14 protein-coding genes, 2 tRNA genes and 1 other annotated feature are annotated in these 17,535 nt (G+C 42.2%); of the genes, 14 read left to right on the top strand and 2 right to left on the bottom strand.

Annotation, left to right across the window (positions count from 1 at the left end; all coding sequences use genetic code 11):
• Positions 1–147: 147 nt before the first annotated feature.
• Positions 148–987: a Cof-type HAD-IIB family hydrolase gene (locus DWW33_RS03015; RefSeq protein WP_022242649.1), complete on the bottom strand. Its 840-nt coding sequence runs from the start codon at positions 985–987 to the stop codon at positions 148–150.
• A 169-nt stretch (positions 988–1,156) separates the two neighbouring features.
• Between DWW33_RS03015 and DWW33_RS03020 the strand changes: the two genes are divergently transcribed.
• The 5 genes from DWW33_RS03020 (at position 1,157) to DWW33_RS03040 (ending at position 6,636) form a co-directional block, all read left to right on the top strand.
• A complete protein-coding gene (locus DWW33_RS03020) occupies positions 1,157–2,965 on the top strand; it encodes a bifunctional homocysteine S-methyltransferase/methylenetetrahydrofolate reductase (protein WP_118638805.1) in 1,809 nt (602 codons plus the stop codon).
• On the top strand, positions 2,962–5,382 hold the full coding sequence (locus DWW33_RS03025) for a homocysteine S-methyltransferase family protein (RefSeq protein ID WP_118638806.1): 2,421 nt from the start codon (positions 2,962–2,964) through the stop codon (positions 5,380–5,382). Before DWW33_RS03020 ends, DWW33_RS03025 begins: the two co-directional genes overlap by 4 nt.
• Positions 5,383–5,407: 25 nt before the next feature.
• On the top strand, positions 5,408–6,259 hold the full coding sequence (locus tag DWW33_RS03030) for a DegV family protein (RefSeq protein WP_118638807.1): 852 nt from the start codon (positions 5,408–5,410) through the stop codon (positions 6,257–6,259).
• A gap of 207 nt (positions 6,260–6,466) precedes the next feature.
• A tRNA-Val gene (locus DWW33_RS03035) sits at positions 6,467–6,539 on the top strand.
• Between the two features lie 23 nt (positions 6,540–6,562).
• Positions 6,563–6,636, top strand: a tRNA-Met gene (locus tag DWW33_RS03040).
• Between the two features lie 365 nt (positions 6,637–7,001).
• Here the strand turns inward: DWW33_RS03040 and DWW33_RS03050 are convergent.
• Positions 7,002–7,496, bottom strand: a complete 495-nt coding sequence (locus DWW33_RS03050) for a DUF6512 family protein (RefSeq protein ID WP_118638809.1) — start codon at positions 7,494–7,496, stop codon at positions 7,002–7,004.
• Positions 7,497–7,806: 310 nt separating this feature from the next.
• On the opposite strand from DWW33_RS03050, the gene ispF reads away from it, so the two are divergent.
• The 9 genes from ispF (at position 7,807) to DWW33_RS03100 (ending at position 17,468) form a co-directional block, all read left to right on the top strand.
• Positions 7,807–8,346 carry a 2-C-methyl-D-erythritol 2,4-cyclodiphosphate synthase gene (gene ispF / locus DWW33_RS03060; protein WP_022242903.1) on the top strand — a complete coding sequence of 180 codons (540 nt, stop codon included), beginning with the start codon at positions 7,807–7,809 and terminating at the stop codon, positions 8,344–8,346.
• Between the two features lie 79 nt (positions 8,347–8,425).
• Positions 8,426–8,644: a binding site (T-box leader), on the top strand.
• 131 nt (positions 8,645–8,775) lie between these two features.
• Positions 8,776–9,453 (top strand): serine O-acetyltransferase EpsC, encoded by a 678-nt coding sequence (epsC, locus tag DWW33_RS03065; RefSeq protein ID WP_022242902.1) that lies wholly within the window; start codon positions 8,776–8,778, stop codon positions 9,451–9,453.
• A 31-nt stretch (positions 9,454–9,484) separates the two neighbouring features.
• Positions 9,485–10,903, top strand: a complete 1,419-nt coding sequence (gene cysS / locus DWW33_RS03070; protein ID WP_117698606.1) for a cysteine--tRNA ligase — start codon at positions 9,485–9,487, stop codon at positions 10,901–10,903.
• Complete coding sequence (locus DWW33_RS03075) at positions 10,888–11,349, top strand: Mini-ribonuclease 3 (protein ID WP_022242900.1); 462 nt, start codon at positions 10,888–10,890, stop codon at positions 11,347–11,349. Before cysS ends, DWW33_RS03075 begins: the two co-directional genes overlap by 16 nt.
• A gap of 10 nt (positions 11,350–11,359) precedes the next feature.
• A complete protein-coding gene (gene rlmB, locus DWW33_RS03080) occupies positions 11,360–12,115 on the top strand; it encodes a 23S rRNA (guanosine(2251)-2'-O)-methyltransferase RlmB (RefSeq protein ID WP_416390276.1) in 756 nt (251 codons plus the stop codon).
• 12 nt (positions 12,116–12,127) lie between these two features.
• Entirely contained in the window at positions 12,128–12,724 is a 597-nt protein-coding gene (gene sigH, locus DWW33_RS03085) for an RNA polymerase sporulation sigma factor SigH (protein ID WP_022242898.1), read from the top strand.
• 4 nt (positions 12,725–12,728) lie between these two features.
• Complete coding sequence (locus tag DWW33_RS03090; RefSeq protein ID WP_118638811.1) at positions 12,729–14,900, top strand: YhgE/Pip domain-containing protein; 2,172 nt, start codon at positions 12,729–12,731, stop codon at positions 14,898–14,900.
• 19 nt (positions 14,901–14,919) lie between these two features.
• Positions 14,920–15,312 carry a hypothetical protein gene (locus DWW33_RS03095; RefSeq protein ID WP_199534923.1) on the top strand — a complete coding sequence of 131 codons (393 nt, stop codon included), beginning with the start codon at positions 14,920–14,922 and terminating at the stop codon, positions 15,310–15,312.
• 14 nt (positions 15,313–15,326) lie between these two features.
• A complete protein-coding gene (locus DWW33_RS03100) occupies positions 15,327–17,468 on the top strand; it encodes a YhgE/Pip domain-containing protein (protein WP_118638812.1) in 2,142 nt (713 codons plus the stop codon).
• The last annotated feature ends 67 nt before the right edge of the window (positions 17,469–17,535 follow it).

Raw genomic sequence — 17,535 nt, forward strand, 5'->3', positions numbered from 1 at the left:
GCAAATAAAATAAATCGTGATCCAGGTATTGTATTAGGAAGACTTCAGAAGGATAAGAAAATAGATTATAACGACTATACGATGAATACTTTACGACATAAATATAAAGTATGTACAAAGTTCTAGCGTATACAACGAGCGGTTCTGTTAAAAGCAGAACCGCTCGATTGCGTATGCAACACCATCTTCTTCATTAGAAAGGGAAATGAAATCAGCCGAATCTTTTAAGAGCTGTTGCGCATTTCCCATGGCAACGCCAATGCCGGCAGCTTTGACGATATCGAGATCATTTTCGCTGTCACCTACCGCCATGGTATCTTCCATGGAAATGTGGAGGTAATCACAGAGGAATTTAAGTCCTTTGGATTTGGCAATGCCGCATCTGGTAACTTCTAAGTTATGAAAACCGCCGGACACATAAGTGACTTCCGGGAAGGTGTCTAAGATTTCTTTTGTTTTTTCTCTTGTGGTATAGCTTCCATCTGCATCCGGTGCAAAGTTTAAAGTCAGTTTTGAAACACAAAGTTTATGTTCTTCGATATAAGCAGCTAAGTCAGTAATCGTCTTCCGGGTGGTCTGGATATATTTTTTTAAGGAATCCGGAATATCTAATAGGTTGGTAAGCTCGCTGGTGGAAAACTGGGTATAGCCGTCACCATTGATAAAGGCATCGATATGAAGAGACTGCGTATAGAGCTTGCGTAACAGCCGGACACTTAAATCGGTATCCATGCTTTCATCTAAGAGCAGTTCCTTTTCCGGGACGCGGTATACCGCAGAACCGTTGGCAGTAATGGCATATTGGATGCCAAGCTCCTTCATTTCATCCACAGGAAGACCGATATAAGGCCGGCCGGTGGAGATAATAACGGTAATCCCGTTTTCTACGGCTTTTCGAATCATTTCTTTATTATAAGAGGTAATGACACCGTCTTTATTATAGAGGGTGCCATCGATGTCTAAGGCAATTAGCTTTACTGAATTCATCAAGTGTACTCCTTTGTATTTGAAAATATCATTGTCAATGAATAACAGTGTAGCACAGAAAATGAAAAAAGCAACTCACCGGATTAAATTTATATTTTTAAGTTGCAGGAAAAGGAGCTTACATATATAATTAGTAGGAATTCAAATGTAAGATAAACTGGAGTATACTATGAATATAAAGGAATATATCAAAGAACAAAGACTGATAACCGATGGTGCCATGGGCACTTATTATGAGGAAAAATACAGCGAAGATACCGTGATTGCAGAAAAGGAGAATCTTAAGAATCCGGAGCAGATTAAGGAGATTCATCTAGAATATCTGCGTGCGGGAGCAAGGCTGATCCGCACCAATACATTTGCAGCAAATACCATGTTTCTTGCAGATATGCAGGAAGTAAAAGAGACAGTCCGGGCGGGCTATGAGATTGCAAAGGAAGCAGTAACCGCATTTCAGGCAGAAAATGGAAAAGAGATTCCGGTATTTATCGGAGCAGATTTAGGACCGATTTATGATCTTGACCATCAGGACTATGACAATGTGTTACAGGAGTACAAAGAAATTTGTGACACCTTCCTTTCCTGTGGCGCAGACTGTTTTGTATTTGAGACACAGAGTGACTTTACCTATATTGAGCCGGTGACGGCATATATCAAAGAAAAATCAGACGCATTTATTCTGGTGCAGTTTGCGTTTGACAAAAGTGGATACACCCGCTCCGGTCTTTCCATGCAGCGTGTGGCAGTAGAAGCTTCCGAGATGGAAAATGTGGATGCCTATGGATTTAACTGTGAACTGGACAGTACCCACATGTATCAGTTTATGAAGAACCTGAAGTTCTCCAGTGACAAATTCGTATCAGCACTTCCAAATGCAGGGTACCCATATACTTTGCGAGGAAAGACAATTTATTCCAATAATGCATCTTATTATGCAGAAAAAATGAAGGATATTGCAGCCCTTGGCACAGATATTTTAGGTGGCTGCTGTGGAACAACACCGGAATATATTGCTTTGCTTTCTGGCGAGTTACAGGATGTGCCGAAGGCAGCAAAGAAAATTGAAAATGTAGTAACGCAGGAGGTTACAAGAACTCCGTCTATTTTTGAAGAGAAGCTTTCCCGTGGCGAGAAGGCTTATATTGTAGAATTGGATCCGCCATTTTCCGAGGATGCATCCAAGGTTATGAAAGGAGCAGAAGATTTAAGAAAATGTAATGTGGATCTGATTACCCTTTCCGATTCCCCAATGGCACGGGCGAGAATGGATGCCGGACAGCTGGCAGTGAAAATCCAGCAGAAGACCGGTGTGGCAGTAATGCCACATATCAGCTGCCGTGACCGCAATGTGATTGCGTTGCGTGCAGGTCTTTTAGGCATGCATATGAATGATGTCCGCCATTTCCTGATTGTGACCGGAGACCCGGTTTCAAGGGCAGACCGCGAAAGAGTGACTTCTGTTTTTGATTTCAATTCCATCAAACTGATGCAGTATGTTAAGGAAATGAATTTAGAAGTTTTTGCACAGGAGCCGGTTTATTATGGTGGTGCATTGAATTATCATGGCGCCAATCCGGATGCGATTATTGAACGGATGAAGCGTAAAGCGGAAGCAGGATGCGGTTATTTCCTGTCACAGCCGGTATATACCGAGAAAGATGTGGAAAGACTGACTTATATCAAGGAACACATTGACACCAAAATCATGTGCGGTATTATGCCACTGGTAAGCTATAAGAATGCAATGTTTGTGAAAAATGAGATGCCGGGCATCCATGTTTCCGATGAAATTGTAAACCGGTATCGGGAAGATATGACAAGAGAAGAGGCAGAAGAAGTGGCAATTGAATTATCTGTTGAAATCGCAGCAAAATTATATGATATTGCAGACGGATTTTATTTTATGACACCATTTAACCGGACGGGCTTAATTGCGAGAATTATTGAGGCAATCCGACAGGAGGAAGAACGCAGATGACAAGAGAGGAATTTAAGGAATTAGTAAAAAATGGACCGGTTATCTTAGATGGTGCAACCGGAAGCAATCTTCAGAATGCAGGAATGCCGGTAGGAGTCTGCCCGGAGCAGTGGATTTTAGAGCATCCACAGACCATGATAGATTTGCAGCGGGCTTATGTGGAGGCTGGAACACAGATTCTTTTGGCACCGACCTTTACTGCAAACCGCATTAAATTAGAAGAATATGGACTGGCAGATAAGCTGGTAGAGATGAACCAGCAATTAGTTGCCATTTCCAAAGAGGCAGCAGGCGGAAAAGCGCTGGTAGCCGGTGATATTACCATGACCGGTCAGCAGCTTTATCCGATGGGTGAATTGCAGTTTGAAGAACTGGTAGATATTTATAAAGAACAGGTCAAAGTTGTGGCAGATGCGGGAGTAGACTTATTTATCATTGAGACCATGATGAGTCTGCAGGAAACAAGAGCCGCTGTGCTGGCAATCCGTGAAACCTGTGATTTGCCGATTATGGCAAGTATGACTTATAACGAGGATGGCAGAAGCTTGTATGGAACAGATCCGGTAACTGCGGTAGTTACGTTGCAGAGCCTGGGTGCTGATGCAGTGGGAATGAACTGCTCCACAGGACCAGAGGAAATGTTAGAGCCGATTCGCCAGACTGTAGAATATGCCTATGTTCCTGTTTTGGCAAAGCCAAATGCCGGATTACCGGAATTAGAGGATGGTGTAACGGTATACAAGACCACACCGGAAGAATTCGCAGAAGTTGGTGCAAAATTAATCGAAGAAGGCGTTTCGATTATTGGTGGATGCTGTGGAACGACCCCGGCACATATCAAAGCATTGGCAGATAAAGTAAAACCAATGGGAATCCATCATGTGGAAGCACCAAGACGAAGAGTGCTTACTTCCGAGCGTAAGACGGTAGAAATTGATTTGGACGGACCATTTATGGTAATTGGTGAGCGGATTAATCCGACCGGAAAGAAGAAATTGCAGGCAGAGCTTCGGGAAGGCAGCCTTAATATGGTTCGTGATATGGCACGGGCGCAGGAGGAAAATGGTGCAGCCATTCTGGATGTCAATATGGGTATGAATGGAATTGATGAGAAACAGATGATGTTAAATACCATTCATGAGGTTACTTATACAGTGGATTGTCCGCTTTGTATCGATTCATCCCATGTGGATATTATTGAAGCAGCACTTCGTATTTATCCGGGACGAGCTTTGATTAACTCTATTTCCTTAGAAAAAGAGAAATTCGAAAAATTGCTTCCGATTGCAAAGAAATATGGAGCAATGTTTATTTTGCTTCCGCTTTCTGACGAGGGACTTCCAAAAGACGCAGAAGAGAAGCGGCAGATTGTCCGTACCATTTTAGATGCCGCCTTAAAAATCGGTCTTCATAAAGAAGATATTATCGTGGACGGACTGGTAGCAACGGTAGGTGCCAATCCGCTGGCAGCATTGGAATGTTTCGATACCATCCAGTATTGTAAGGATGAATTGGGCCTTGCCACAGCCTGTGGACTTTCCAATATTTCCTTCGGTCTGCCGGAACGTATTTATGTAAACAGTGCATTTCTTACCATGGCAATTGCAAAAGGACTTACGATGGCAATTGCAAATCCATCCCAGGATTTATTAATGAATGCGGCAGTGGCTTCGGATATGCTTTTACATAAAGAAGGTTCCGATATCCGCTATATCAATCGGATGAACCAGCGGGCACAGAAGGAAGCTCCGGCAACCGATAACGCAGCTTCGGCAGGCACTTTAGAGCCGGCAAATCCGGTATTTGACTGTGTATTAAAGGGAAATAAGGGCAATATTTTAAAAGAAGTAGATAAAGCTTTGGCAGCAGGAGAAGAACCGGGAGCGATTATTAATGGACAGTTGATTCCTGCCATTAATGAAGTAGGTGTCCTTTTTGACAAGCAGATTTATTTCCTGCCGCAGCTGATTTCCAGTGCGCAGACCATGCAGCATGCCATTGAATACTTGGAGCCAATGCTTTCCAAAGATAAGGACGCAGAGCCAAAGGCAACCATTATTATTGCAACCGTAGAAGGTGACATACACGATATCGGTAAGAATCTGGTAGCACTGATGCTCCGTAACTATGGTTATCGTGTTTTAGATTTGGGCAAAGATGTAGCGGCAGATATTATTGTGGATACAGCGTTAAAAGAAAATGCCCAGATTATCGGACTTTCTGCCCTGATGACCACTACCATGATGCGTATGAAGGATGTGGTAGAACTGGCAAAAGAGCGCGGCTGCAACAGCAAGATTATCGTAGGCGGCGCAGCAATTACACAGAGCTTTGCAGATGAAATCGGTGCAGATGGCTATTCCCCGGATGCAGCTGATTGTGTAAAACTGGTAGAACGTCTGCTGGAAGAAATGTAAATTTTTATTTTGGGAGGTTTTTGATATGGTAAAGATAATTTCAGATAGTACCTGTGATTTATCTGAAGAACTGGTAAAACGTTATGATATTACCATTCTTCCGCTTCACATTTTATTAGGTGACGAAGAATATCTGGATGGAGTAAATATTACTCCGCAGGAGATTTTTGACTGGTCGGATGAACACAAGACCACTCCAAAGACTTCAGCACCATCCGCAGAGCAGGCAGTAGAATTGTTAAAGCCTTATGTAGAAAAAGGTCAGGAGGTTATCTGTTTTGCCATTGCATCCGGGATGTCTTCTTCCATGAATGTGATGCGTCTTGCAGCGGAAGAACTGGAGGCAGAAAATCTGGTTACAGTAATTGATTCTGCAAACCTTTCTACCGGTATCGGACTTCTTGTCATAGAAGCAGCCGAAATGGCACAGCAGGGAAAGAGCGCGGCAGAGATTACCGCCCGTATCGAAGAATTAAAGCCTCTGGTTCGGGCAAGCTTTGTGGTAGAAACCTTAACCTATCTTTATCGTGGTGGCAGATGCAGTGGACTGGCTGCCTTAGCCGGAGGTGCATTAAAGCTTCATCCGCGGATTGGTGTTGAGGATGGTAAGATGGGACCGGGAAAGAAATATCGTGGTAATATGGAAAAGGTTGTATTTTCTTATGTAAAGGATATGGAAGAAGCACTTAAGAATGCCCGCCCGGAACGCGTATTTATCACTCATTCCGGCAGTGCCCCGGAAATCGTAGATAAGGTACGGGCTTATCTCAATGACCTGCATGTCTTTCATGAAATTTTAGAGACCAGAGCGGGTGGTGTAGTATCCAGCCACTGTGGACCGGGAACACTGGGCGTCTTGTTTATTGCGAAGGAGTAGGGAGAAGGAGAGATGTATGATTTGCAAAGGTATTTCATAAGGCAGGTATCCGACAGCTTGACAGAATTATTGGAGTAATTTTGAATCTTGAAATATTTTCAAAAATTTTAAATATTTCAAAAATATTTTTGAAAAAGTGCTTGACTTCACTATTCCTATATAGTATACTAGCAAAGCGGGTTGCAGATGAGTAACCCGCAGGAATATGGGATCTTAGCTCAGCTGGGAGAGCATCTGCCTTACAAGCAGAGGGTCACAGGTTCGAGCCCTGTAGGTCCCATTCCAAAATAAATAATTGAATATGGCGGAATAGCTCAGTTGGCTAGAGCACACGGTTCATACCCGTGGTGTCGAGAGTTCAAATCTCCCTTCCGCTACTGAAAAAGAATCTTGCAGATGCAGGATTCTTTTTTTTGCGAGTAGCAAGAAAAGGCCTGGGGGTCTGGAAAGAACTGCAGGTGGTGAATTCTGTCGGTGCGTGGAATCTGTCAGTGGTGGATTTTGGTAGTGCGTGGGCGGCGAAGAGTGCTTCTGGTCTAGTTCCTGTATAGAACAGTTGTGATTGGGCAAAAAAGCTGGAAACAATCTTTATTTTGCCCAATCTAGCTTAGCAAAGTCGCAATTCCGGGAAGCCAGAAGAGTTGCATCGTAGTAAATTGGGTAAGAAACACTGCAAACAGAGTGTTTCTTACCCAATTTCTTGTAAATCCCTTACCTACCTGCTTCTATATTTAAAAATAGCTTATGGCTCCTGAAAAAGCCCAATCCCAGGCGGATAGTAGCTGAAGATAAAAAACAGAATTGCAAGAATTACAAGGCAGGTAAGAAGCAGTCCCCTGCGGTTGGCAAGTTCGCGGTTATCTTTCAGAAACCATCCGGTAAGAAAGACACCCAGAACACTGATGTAGAAAATTGCAATATCAATCGCCATGACAGAGAAGCCAAGCACACTGGTGTATGTGTAGAAGAGAATTGGAATCAATGCCAACCCAACCAGCGTCCCAATGGAGAGTGCTACTGGAATCGGACTTTGTTCCGGCAGTTTGAAAAAAAGAAAAAGCACAAGAACCAGCATTGGAAAGAAAAGAAGCTTCATGTGCTCCCAGGTGGATTCATTCCATGGTGCAAAAAGCCGTACGATGGAATTGTTACCGGACCATTCATAGACGAAATGTAATAGGGATCCAATCACAGACACAAAGAGAAAACCCCAGATAAAAAGTTTTTTAGAATTCATAAAAATACCTCCTGAAACTATAGTATGATGCAAAACAGAAAATAATATGAAAAAAGAAATCTATAAACAGCTATCAGAAAATACCTCTAGTGTGGTATAATGTCCGTAAGCATTGAGCAGTGCCAAAAACAAGAAAAATCCAGATTGGCTGCTTGCAGACAAAACTGGATTTTCCTTGTTTTTGATAGGGCGAAAGCCCGAGAGCGGGAAGGTGCATGGCAGCTTCCCGCGTGCACTGCGGAGCTGGACCGAGATAGGAGAAAGCAGAGAGCCGGAAAGTTGAAAAGAAAAAAAGAAAGCAGGTAATCACATGCGAGTAGGAATGGGATATGATGTTCATAAATTAGTAGAAGGAAGAAAATTAATCATAGGCGGAGTGGAGATACCGCACAGTCTTGGCTTGCTGGGACATTCGGATGCAGATGTATTGTTACATGCCATCATGGATGCGTTGCTGGGGGCAGCAGCTTTAGGAGATATCGGAAAGCATTTTCCGGATACAGACCCGGCATATGAGGGGATTTCCAGTATAAAATTATTGGAAGAAGTGGGACAGCTTTTAGAGAAAGAGAATTATGTCATTGATAATATCGATGCTACGATTATTGCCCAGAAGCCAAAGATGCGTCCACACATTGAGAAGATGGAAGAAAATATTGCACAGGCATTGAAGATAGACGTCAGTCAGGTAAATGTAAAGGCAACCACAGAGGAAGGGCTTGGCTTTACCGGAAGCGAAGATGGAATCAGCTCCCAGGCAATCTGTGCTATCTCAAGTATCTATGAAAACAGCATAGCAGTGGGAGGCAGTGAACGAAATTGTGCAGGCTGCCCGGGATGCGGAAAATAACTTTTCTATTGACAAAATGGCAATTCGTGCATAAACTAGTAGCGTAAAAAGAATTTAAAAATGATTCAGAAATGAATTGATAAATGCAGTGAACGGAAAGAGTAGTATACATGCGTGAATAAAAGAGAGAGACGGTCATCGGCTGAAAGCAGTCTTGATTCCAAAGTATATGAAGTGCATCCGGAAGCAGTCCCGGTGAAAGCAAGTAGCCAGGAACGAATAGCACACGTTACGTGTATTGAGGGAAAGCAGCAATGCTTTACTTAGAGTGGAACCGCGGAATAACTTCGTCTCTATATTTATATAGAGACGATTTTTTACTTTATAGGAAATTGCTTTTCTGTAAAGTAAAAAATCGCTCCGCGAGAAAAATTGCAGGCTTGCATGCATAAAGGAAAGAATCTATACAGTGAACAGGAGGCTGTAATCATGGGTTTTATAAAAGAATTAAAAGAGGAATTTGAGATTATCAAGGAGCGTGATCCGGCATTAAAATCTCCAATGGAGGTTTTGCTTTATCCGTCATTTCGTGTTATGCTTAGTTATAGGCGTGCACATAAGCATTACCTGAAGGGACATTTCTTCCGGGCAAGATATATTTCACAGAAAGCAGCAAGAAAAACCGGAATTGAGATACATCCGGGCGCAGTAATTGGAAAAGGATTCTTTATCGACCATGGTACCGGCGTTATCATCGGAGAGACATCAATTATCGGAGATAATGTAACCTTATATCAGGGTGTAACTTTGGGCGGAACCGGTAAGGAAACCGGAAAACGTCATCCGACCTTAGAGGATAATGTAATGGTAAGTGCAGGAGCAAAAATCATCGGTTCCTTTACGGTAGGCGAGAATTCGAAAATCGGTGCCGGAAGTGTGGTAATTGAAGAGGTGCCGCCAAATTGTACCGTAGTAGGTGTTCCGGGACGAATTGTAAAACGTAACAATGTAAAAATTCCACGCAGCGATATGGATCAGTGCAATCTGCCGGACCCGGTACAGGAAGACATCAATGTATTGCAGCGGGAAAATTCAGAATTATGCAACCGTATCATTGATATGGAAAAAGAGATAAAAGCATTAAAGCAGGAAGTAGAAAAGAATTAAATAAGTAATTCCAGGAACGATGGAGGATAACATGGAGAACAACGTAAAGATTTTTAATACCCTTACAAGAAAAGTAGAGACCTTTGTGCCAAACGAAGATGGCAAAGTGAAAATGTATACCTGCGGACCAACCGTATATCATTTTGCACATATCGGAAATCTGCGCAGCTATATTATGGAAGATGTATTAGAGAAAACACTTCGCTATGCAGGTTATGATGTAAAGCGTGTCATGAACATAACAGACGTAGGGCATCTTTCCAGTGATGCAGATACCGGTGAGGATAAAATGTTAAAGGGCGCAAAGCGTGAGCACAAGACCGTTATGGAGATTGCAAAGTATTATACCGATGCATTCTTTTCCGATTGCTCCAAATTAAATATCAAACGTCCGGATGTGGTAGAGCCGGCAACCAATTGTATCCCGGAATTTATTCATATGATAGAGGTACTTTTAGAGAAAGGCTATGCATATATTGCCGGAGAAAATGTATATTTTGATACATCAAAATTAGATGATTATTATGTATTCTCCAGCCAGAGCGAAAAAGAGCTGATGGTAGGTGTCCGTGATGACGTATCTGAGGATGAAAATAAGCGCAACAAGAGTGATTTTGTATTGTGGTTTACCAAGTCCAAATTCGATAACCAGGAACTGAAATGGGATAGTCCATGGGGCGTTGGTTATCCGGGCTGGCATATCGAGTGCTCCTGCATCAGCATGAAGCATTTAGGTGAATATATGGATATTCACTGCGGCGGTGTGGATAATATTTTCCCACATCATACCAATGAGATTGCACAGAGTGAAGCATATCTGGGACATAAATGGTGTAATTACTGGTTCCATGTGCATCATCTGAATGATAAATCAGGAAAAATGAGTAAATCCAAGGGAGATTTCCTGACCGTTTCCTTATTGGAAGAAAAAGGTTATCTGCCGCTGGTATATCGTATGTTCTGTCTGCAGTCCCATTACAGAAAGCCATTGGAATTCTCTTATGAAGTAATGGATAATATGGAAAATTCCTATGTAAAGCTTCGTAAGACCATTGCAAAACTGGATGCGTCTACAGAAGTAGAGCAGGATAAATTTGATGCATACAAAGAGAAATTCCTGCAGGCATTAGAGGATGATTTAAATACTTCCATGGCACTGACTGTAGTATATGAAGTATTGAAAGCCGATATGACCGATGCAACCAAGCTTGCACTGGTAAAAGATTTTGATTATGTATTATCTCTTGATTTAGCAGCGGGAGAAGCAGCAAATCCTGCCGATGAAATCGATGCAGATTTAGAAGCATATGTATTAGAAAAAATCGAAGAGCGTAAGGCTGCAAAGAAAGAAAAAGATTTTGCCAAAGCAGACGCAATTCGTAATGAACTTTTGGAAAAAGGAATTGTCTTAGAGGATACCAGAGAGGGTGTAAAATGGAAAAAGGCATAGATTCCCATATCAAAGAATATTTTGACCTGCCAAAGGTGGATGTGGCAACCTACTCCCCTTTGGCACTTGCCTACATAGGAGATGGCATTTATGACCTTGTCATAAGAAGCATTGTAGTTGGAAAAGGCAATACCAAGGCATCCCGTCTGCATCAGACCACCAGCCATCTGGTGAAAGCACATGCACAGGCAACGATGATGGAGACACTGACTCCGATGCTTACGGAAGACGAAACGGAAATTTACCGCAGAGGCAGAAATGCCAAGTCTCCGACTATGGCAAAAAACGCAACTATGTCAGATTATCGCCGTGCCACCGGCTTTGAAGCATTGATGGGCTATTTATATCTGACGGATCAGTTTGAGCGGATTTTGGAACTGGCGAAAGAAGCAATCAGACACTATAATGTGAAGACCGGAAAGAATGATCTGGCAGGAGGAAAGTAGAATGGAAGAAATGCAGATGGAAAACACACAGGCAGAAAGCACGAAGATAGAAGGAAGAAATGCAGTTTTAGAAGCATTTCGTTCCGGAAAAACCATAGACAAGCTGTTTGTATTAGATGGCTGTAAAGACGGTCCCATTCAGACCATTTTAAGAGAAGCAAAAAAACATGATACGCTGGTACAGTTTGTGGCAAAAGAGCGTTTAGAGCAGTTGTCAGAGACGAAGAAGCATCAGGGTGTCATTGCCATGGCAGCAGCATTTTCCTATGCAACCGTAGAAGATATTTTAGAAAATGCCAGAAAGAAAAATGAAGCACCATTTGTCATTTTGCTGGATAATATTGAAGACCCGCACAATTTGGGTGCAATTATCCGTACTGCCAATCTGGCAGGTGCCCATGGCGTCATTATTCCAAAGCGCCGTGCAGTGGGACTGACCGCTACCGTAGCAAAGGCATCCGCAGGAGCCATTTATTATACACCGGTAGCAAAGGTAACCAATCTTACCAATACCATCCGGGAATTAAAGGAGCAGGGCATGTGGTTTGTCTGTGCAGATATGGGTGGCACAACCATGTATGATCTGGATTTAAAAGGTTCTATCGGACTGGTTATTGGAAATGAAGGAGAAGGTGTCAGCAAATTAGTAAAAGAAAACTGTGACTTTGTGGCATCGATTCCAATGAAGGGAGATATTGACTCCTTAAATGCATCGGTAGCAACAGGTGTTTTAGCTTATGAAATTGTAAGACAGAGATTAAGTTAACAGGAGAGAGAGATGCAATCTTATCAGAATATGAGTGATGAGGAATTAATTGCAGCACTTCGTAGTGGTGAAAAAGAAATTACAGATTATCTGATGGACAAATACAAGAGTCTGGTTAAGAAAAAAGCAAAAGCACTTTATCTCATTGGTGGTGAGACGGACGATTTGATTCAGGAGGGAATGATTGGTCTGTTTAAAGCTGTCCGGGATTATCAGCCGGATAAAGACAGCAGCTTTTTTCATTTCGCAGACCTTTGTATTGCAAGGCAGATGTATACAGCGGTGGAGGCTTCCAATCGGAAAAAGCATGCACCGCTCAATTCGTATGTACCACTTTATGCAGATAGTGAGGATTCGGAAGGCAGGAATCTGGCGGATGTGTTAGAGACTATAGATGAGGCGAATCCGGAGAATTTATTTATCAGTCAGGAAGACCGGGAAGATTTCAAGCGGAAAGTAAATGAAACTTTAAGCAAAATGGAACAGGAAGTGTTGTCGTATTATCTGCAGGGCTTTCGCTATGAGCAGATTGCAGAAGCTATGGGAAAAGAGCCGAAGGCTGTGGATAATGCGTTGCAGCGTTTAAAGAAGAAGTTGAAAGGGAAGTAACAGCATGAAAAATATCATTCACATTTTTCGTAAGGACGTAAGAGGACTTTGCAGGAATTTTTTCGCACTGGTCATTGCAATCGGATTGTGTTTTATTCCATCTTTGTATGCATGGTTTAATATTTATTCCAACGAGGATCCTTATGCCAACACCGGAAATATCTATATTGCAGTGGCATCTGAAGATGAAGGAATGAAATTAGAGGATGGCACAACCGTCAACATGGGTGTTCAGGTGATTGAGCAGTTGAAGGAGAATAAGTCCATAGGCTGGCAGTTTGTAGACAGCTCGGATGAAGCAATCAGCGGAGTAGAAAGTGGAAAATATTATGCGGCAGTAGTTATTGGTGACCGCTTTTCCGAGAGCATGTTCAGCATCTTTTCTGAAGGACTGGAGAATCCGACCATTACATATTATGAGAATGAGAAGAAAAATGCCATTGCAACGAAAATTACCGATACTGCAGTGAGCACATTAAAGTCCAGTATCAATGAGACATTTCTTGAGACAGCGGCAAGTGCCATGTTTGCCCAGATGGATAATCTCTCTGAGAAAATAAGTGAAGATGGCGGTGTGGATGGATTCCGCCAGAAATTAGAGCAGCTCAGCCAGAATTTAAAGGACTATGATGCCATGATAGACAGCTTCCTGTCCGGAAATGAAGAGTTAAGCGCAGGGATTGATGAAGCCAATTCCAGTGTGTCAAAGGTGGAAGATAAGATTGATTCAGCTGTAAATTCCCTGAATGGAACAAAGTCACAATTAGACAGTACGGATACTACACTTTCAGATTTTTCCAAGAATGTGGAGACAACCTTAACAGATATTGAGAATTCTTTGAATAAGATTTCAACGGATATTACCAATGCCGGGCTGGGAGACTCTGCCAAGAAGACAACTGAAAGTATTGAGACAACAACGGATGATATTAAGACTTTAAATGACCAGTTGCAGTCGCTTTATGGAGCAATCAGCGGACTCAAGACAGATGAGAGCTTTACGGATGAGCAGAAAACGGATATGGATGATGTGATGTCACAGATTGAAGGTTTAAAGCAGGATGCAGAAGAAATGCAGAAGCTTTTAGAGGCACTGATGCCGGACAATGCATCAGATGCAGTAGAAGATACGGTAAATTCTGTGACAGGCGGAATGAGTACAGCCTTGTCTACCTGCAGCAAGACCATTGAAAATATGAAGAATGTATACACCAACAATCTGGTGCCGGGAGTATCCGGAATTCTGGATACGGCATCCCAGATACTGGTTAATGTAACCAATCTTTTGAATAATCTGAATAATACATTAGGTGACATGGGAACCATTTTCGATGGAACCTTGGATATGGTAGATGCTACAGATGAAAGCTTTACACAGATTCAGACATTGCTGCAGACCTGTGATACAAAGATAGAAAAAGCAATCAGCAAGCTGAATGAAGCATCGGAAGATGAACAGATGCAGATTATCATGGAGCTTTTGGGCGGAGATCCGGAATCCTATGGTAAATTCTTTGCACAGCCGGTAAAAGTGGAGACAAAGCAGGTTTATGAGATTAAAAATTATGGTTCTGCGGTAGCACCATTTTATACGACATTGGCACTCTGGGTAGGCGGTATCGTACTGGTTTCCCTGATTAAGGTGAAGGCTTCTGAGAAGAATCTGACGAATCCGAAGCGTTATCAGCTTTTCTTTGGAAGATATCTCATTTTCTTTGTGATGGGACAGATACAGGCATTGATTATTGTGCTGGGTAATATTTATCTGCTGCATTGTCAGGTGAAGAATCCGGTACTGTTCTGGTTTGCGTCATCGTTGACGAGTTTTACTTTTACCCTATTAATCTATGCGCTGACACTTTCCTTTGGAGACATCGGAAAAGCACTGGTGGTTGTAATGGTCGTTATCCAGATTGCAGGTTCCGGTGGAACTTATCCGATTGAGATATTGCCGGAATTTTATCGGCGGGTATATATTTTCTTCCCATTCCCATATGCAATTAATGCCATGCGTGAAACTATTGGCGGCATGTATGGCGGAGTCTATGAGAAGAATCTGGCAGAGCTGTTGATTTTCGCAGTAGCGGCATTGTTGATCGGACTGCTGATTCGCGTACCATTTATGGGTATCAATCATTTTGTGGAAAAACGAATGAAAGATACGAAGATGATGTAAGAGAGCAGGTGAAGAGCGGATGGAAAAGAAAGAAGATTATGAAAAGCTTTATGACATGCTTTTAGGCTATGAGCAGGAGATACATAAGAAGAATCAGAAACGTATCCGCATCGGATTGCGGTGCCTTATCATTATTCCACTGATTTTCCTGGCATTGTTATTCTGGACAGAAAGCTCAAAAATTGTATTTTTGATTCTGTGGATTGTATCGCTGTTTATTCTGGCAGGATATTTAATTTTTGTAGAATATTCGGACTATAAATTACAGGAAAAATTAAATGAGATTTCTAACCGGGAGCAGCAGGAGAGAGATGCACTGATTGGCGATGGAATTGCCCAGGTAGAGGAACGAATTCGTACCGTACTTCAGACGGCAGAGCAGGAAATTTTAACAGATAACACAAAGGAGTAGCAGAGGGATAGCACATGAAAAATATTTTTAGAATCTTTTACCGGGATTTTAAGAGAGTCAGCACAAATGTGGTAGCAGTGGTTATTGTAATAGGTCTTTCTATTATTCCGTCACTGTACGCATGGTTTAATATATTGTCCAACTGGGACCCGTATGGACCGGAATCTACATCAAATCTTAAGATAGCAGTATATTCCGCAGATGAGGGAATTGACATGGGAGGTCTGTCTTTAAATATCGGAGACAGCGTCATTGATGCCCTGAAAGCCAATCAGACTATGGGCTGGCAGTTTACTGATACCATGGATGAAGCAACCGACGGTGTATACAGCAGTGAATATTATGCGGCACTGATTATTCCGGAGGATTTCTCCGAGAAAATGATAAGCTTCCTTAACGGAGAAGTACAGAATCCGCAGATTATTTATTATGAAAATGAGAAGAAAAATGCCATTGCACCAAAGATTACATCCAAGGCAAAAACGGCAGTGCAGGAACAGGTTAATGCAACCTTTGTCAGCACTCTGGCAGAAGTCATGTTAAAGGTAAATGATGTCATGGTAGAAAATGGAATGGATTCCGGCTCTATGATGAATCTTTTTCTGACACAGCTTAATGATTTAAGCGGAGATTTGGACGGCTATATTGCATTGCTGAATTCTTTTGTCAGCATTACCAATTCGGCATCCAGCCTGATTGATACGACACAAGTTATGCTGCCGAATCTGAATACAATGGTAGATGATGGTTCGAATACGGTAAATACCATGCAGGGAGCATTGAATTCCGGCAGCCTTAATGCCAGTGCTTTGGCTGAGGTTATTTCAGCAAATCTTAATACAGCAGCCGACAGCCTTGACAACATCAATACGCTGATACAGAATGCCTTAGATCAGTTGGATAACTATGGTGATTTATCTTCCGGCGGACTGCAGAGCGCAATTAATATGATGCCGCTGATCCGTCAGTTATTTGAAAACAGTGTGGCAGACTGGAAGGATGATGAAAGTGTTTCCGGTCAGATTGCAGAAATCGAAGCACAGTTAGATAAAATTGAAGCAGATTTAAACAGTGTCCAGAATAATGTCACAGATTTAAATACTGCAAAGGATACTTTAAACACTGAAATATCTACCGAAATAACTTCCTGTAAGACCAAAATAAAAGCTTTAAAAGATACGTTTGACTATTCGGTAAAAGGTCAGCTGGAGACAACCATTCAGTCCATGCAGGGGTCACTGAATCAGACACAGGCAATTTTAAATGGTGTCGATGGAGATTTTGATGAAGTATCGGAAGTATTGGATGCTTATAGTGAAACCCTCGATAAGGGAAATGAAAGCTTAAGTGATTCACTGGCAGCAGCACAGGAAATGAAGACCGGACTTGACAGTGTGATTACAAGTCTCAGTGCTCTGGAAATCAGTGACCAGTATCAGGCTTTGATGAAAATCTTAGAGACCGACCCGACTTTGTTAGGAGATTTCTTATCTTCTCCGGTCAATATGGAGACGAAAGAGATTTATCCGATTTCCAATTATGGTTCGGCAATGTCACCGTTCTATACGGTACTGGCATTGTGGGTAGGTGCGTTGATTCTGGTGGCAATCATTCATGTAAAGGTACTTCCGGATGAGAAAATACCGGATGCAAAACCTTACCAGAAATTCTTTGGAAGATATATTACATTCTTCCTGATTGGACAGGTGCAGGCATTGATTACTGCACTGGGAGATTTGTTTTATATTAAGATACAATGCCATGACCCATTCTTATTCTGGCTTGCCTGCGCATGCTGCAGCTTTGTATTTACCTTATTTATGTATGCATTAACGGTAGCCTTTGAAAATGTCGGAGAGGCTTTGGCGGTAGTCATTATGGTTATCCAGGTAGCAGGAGCAGGCGGTTCCTTCCCAATCGAAGTACTGCCGGCAATCTATCAGCGGATTTACCGTTTCTTCCCATTCCCTTATGGAATGGATGCACTCCGGGAGACTATCGGTGGTATGTATGGAATGACTTATTGGAAATGCATTGGCATCTTAGGCATCTATATTATAATCTCACTTCTGATTGGACTTGTAATTGCAATTCCGTTCCGGAAGTTAAATATGAAGATTGAGCATAGCAAAGAAAAATCTGACATTATGCTGTAGAAAAGTATTGACAATCATAGCTCTCTATAGTATAGTATTACAAGTCGGGATTAGTTCCGACAGAATT

This window comes from Roseburia sp. AF15-21 (assembly GCF_003479505.1).
GTDB classification, from domain to species: domain Bacteria; phylum Bacillota; class Clostridia; order Lachnospirales; family Lachnospiraceae; genus Roseburia_C; species Roseburia_C amylophila.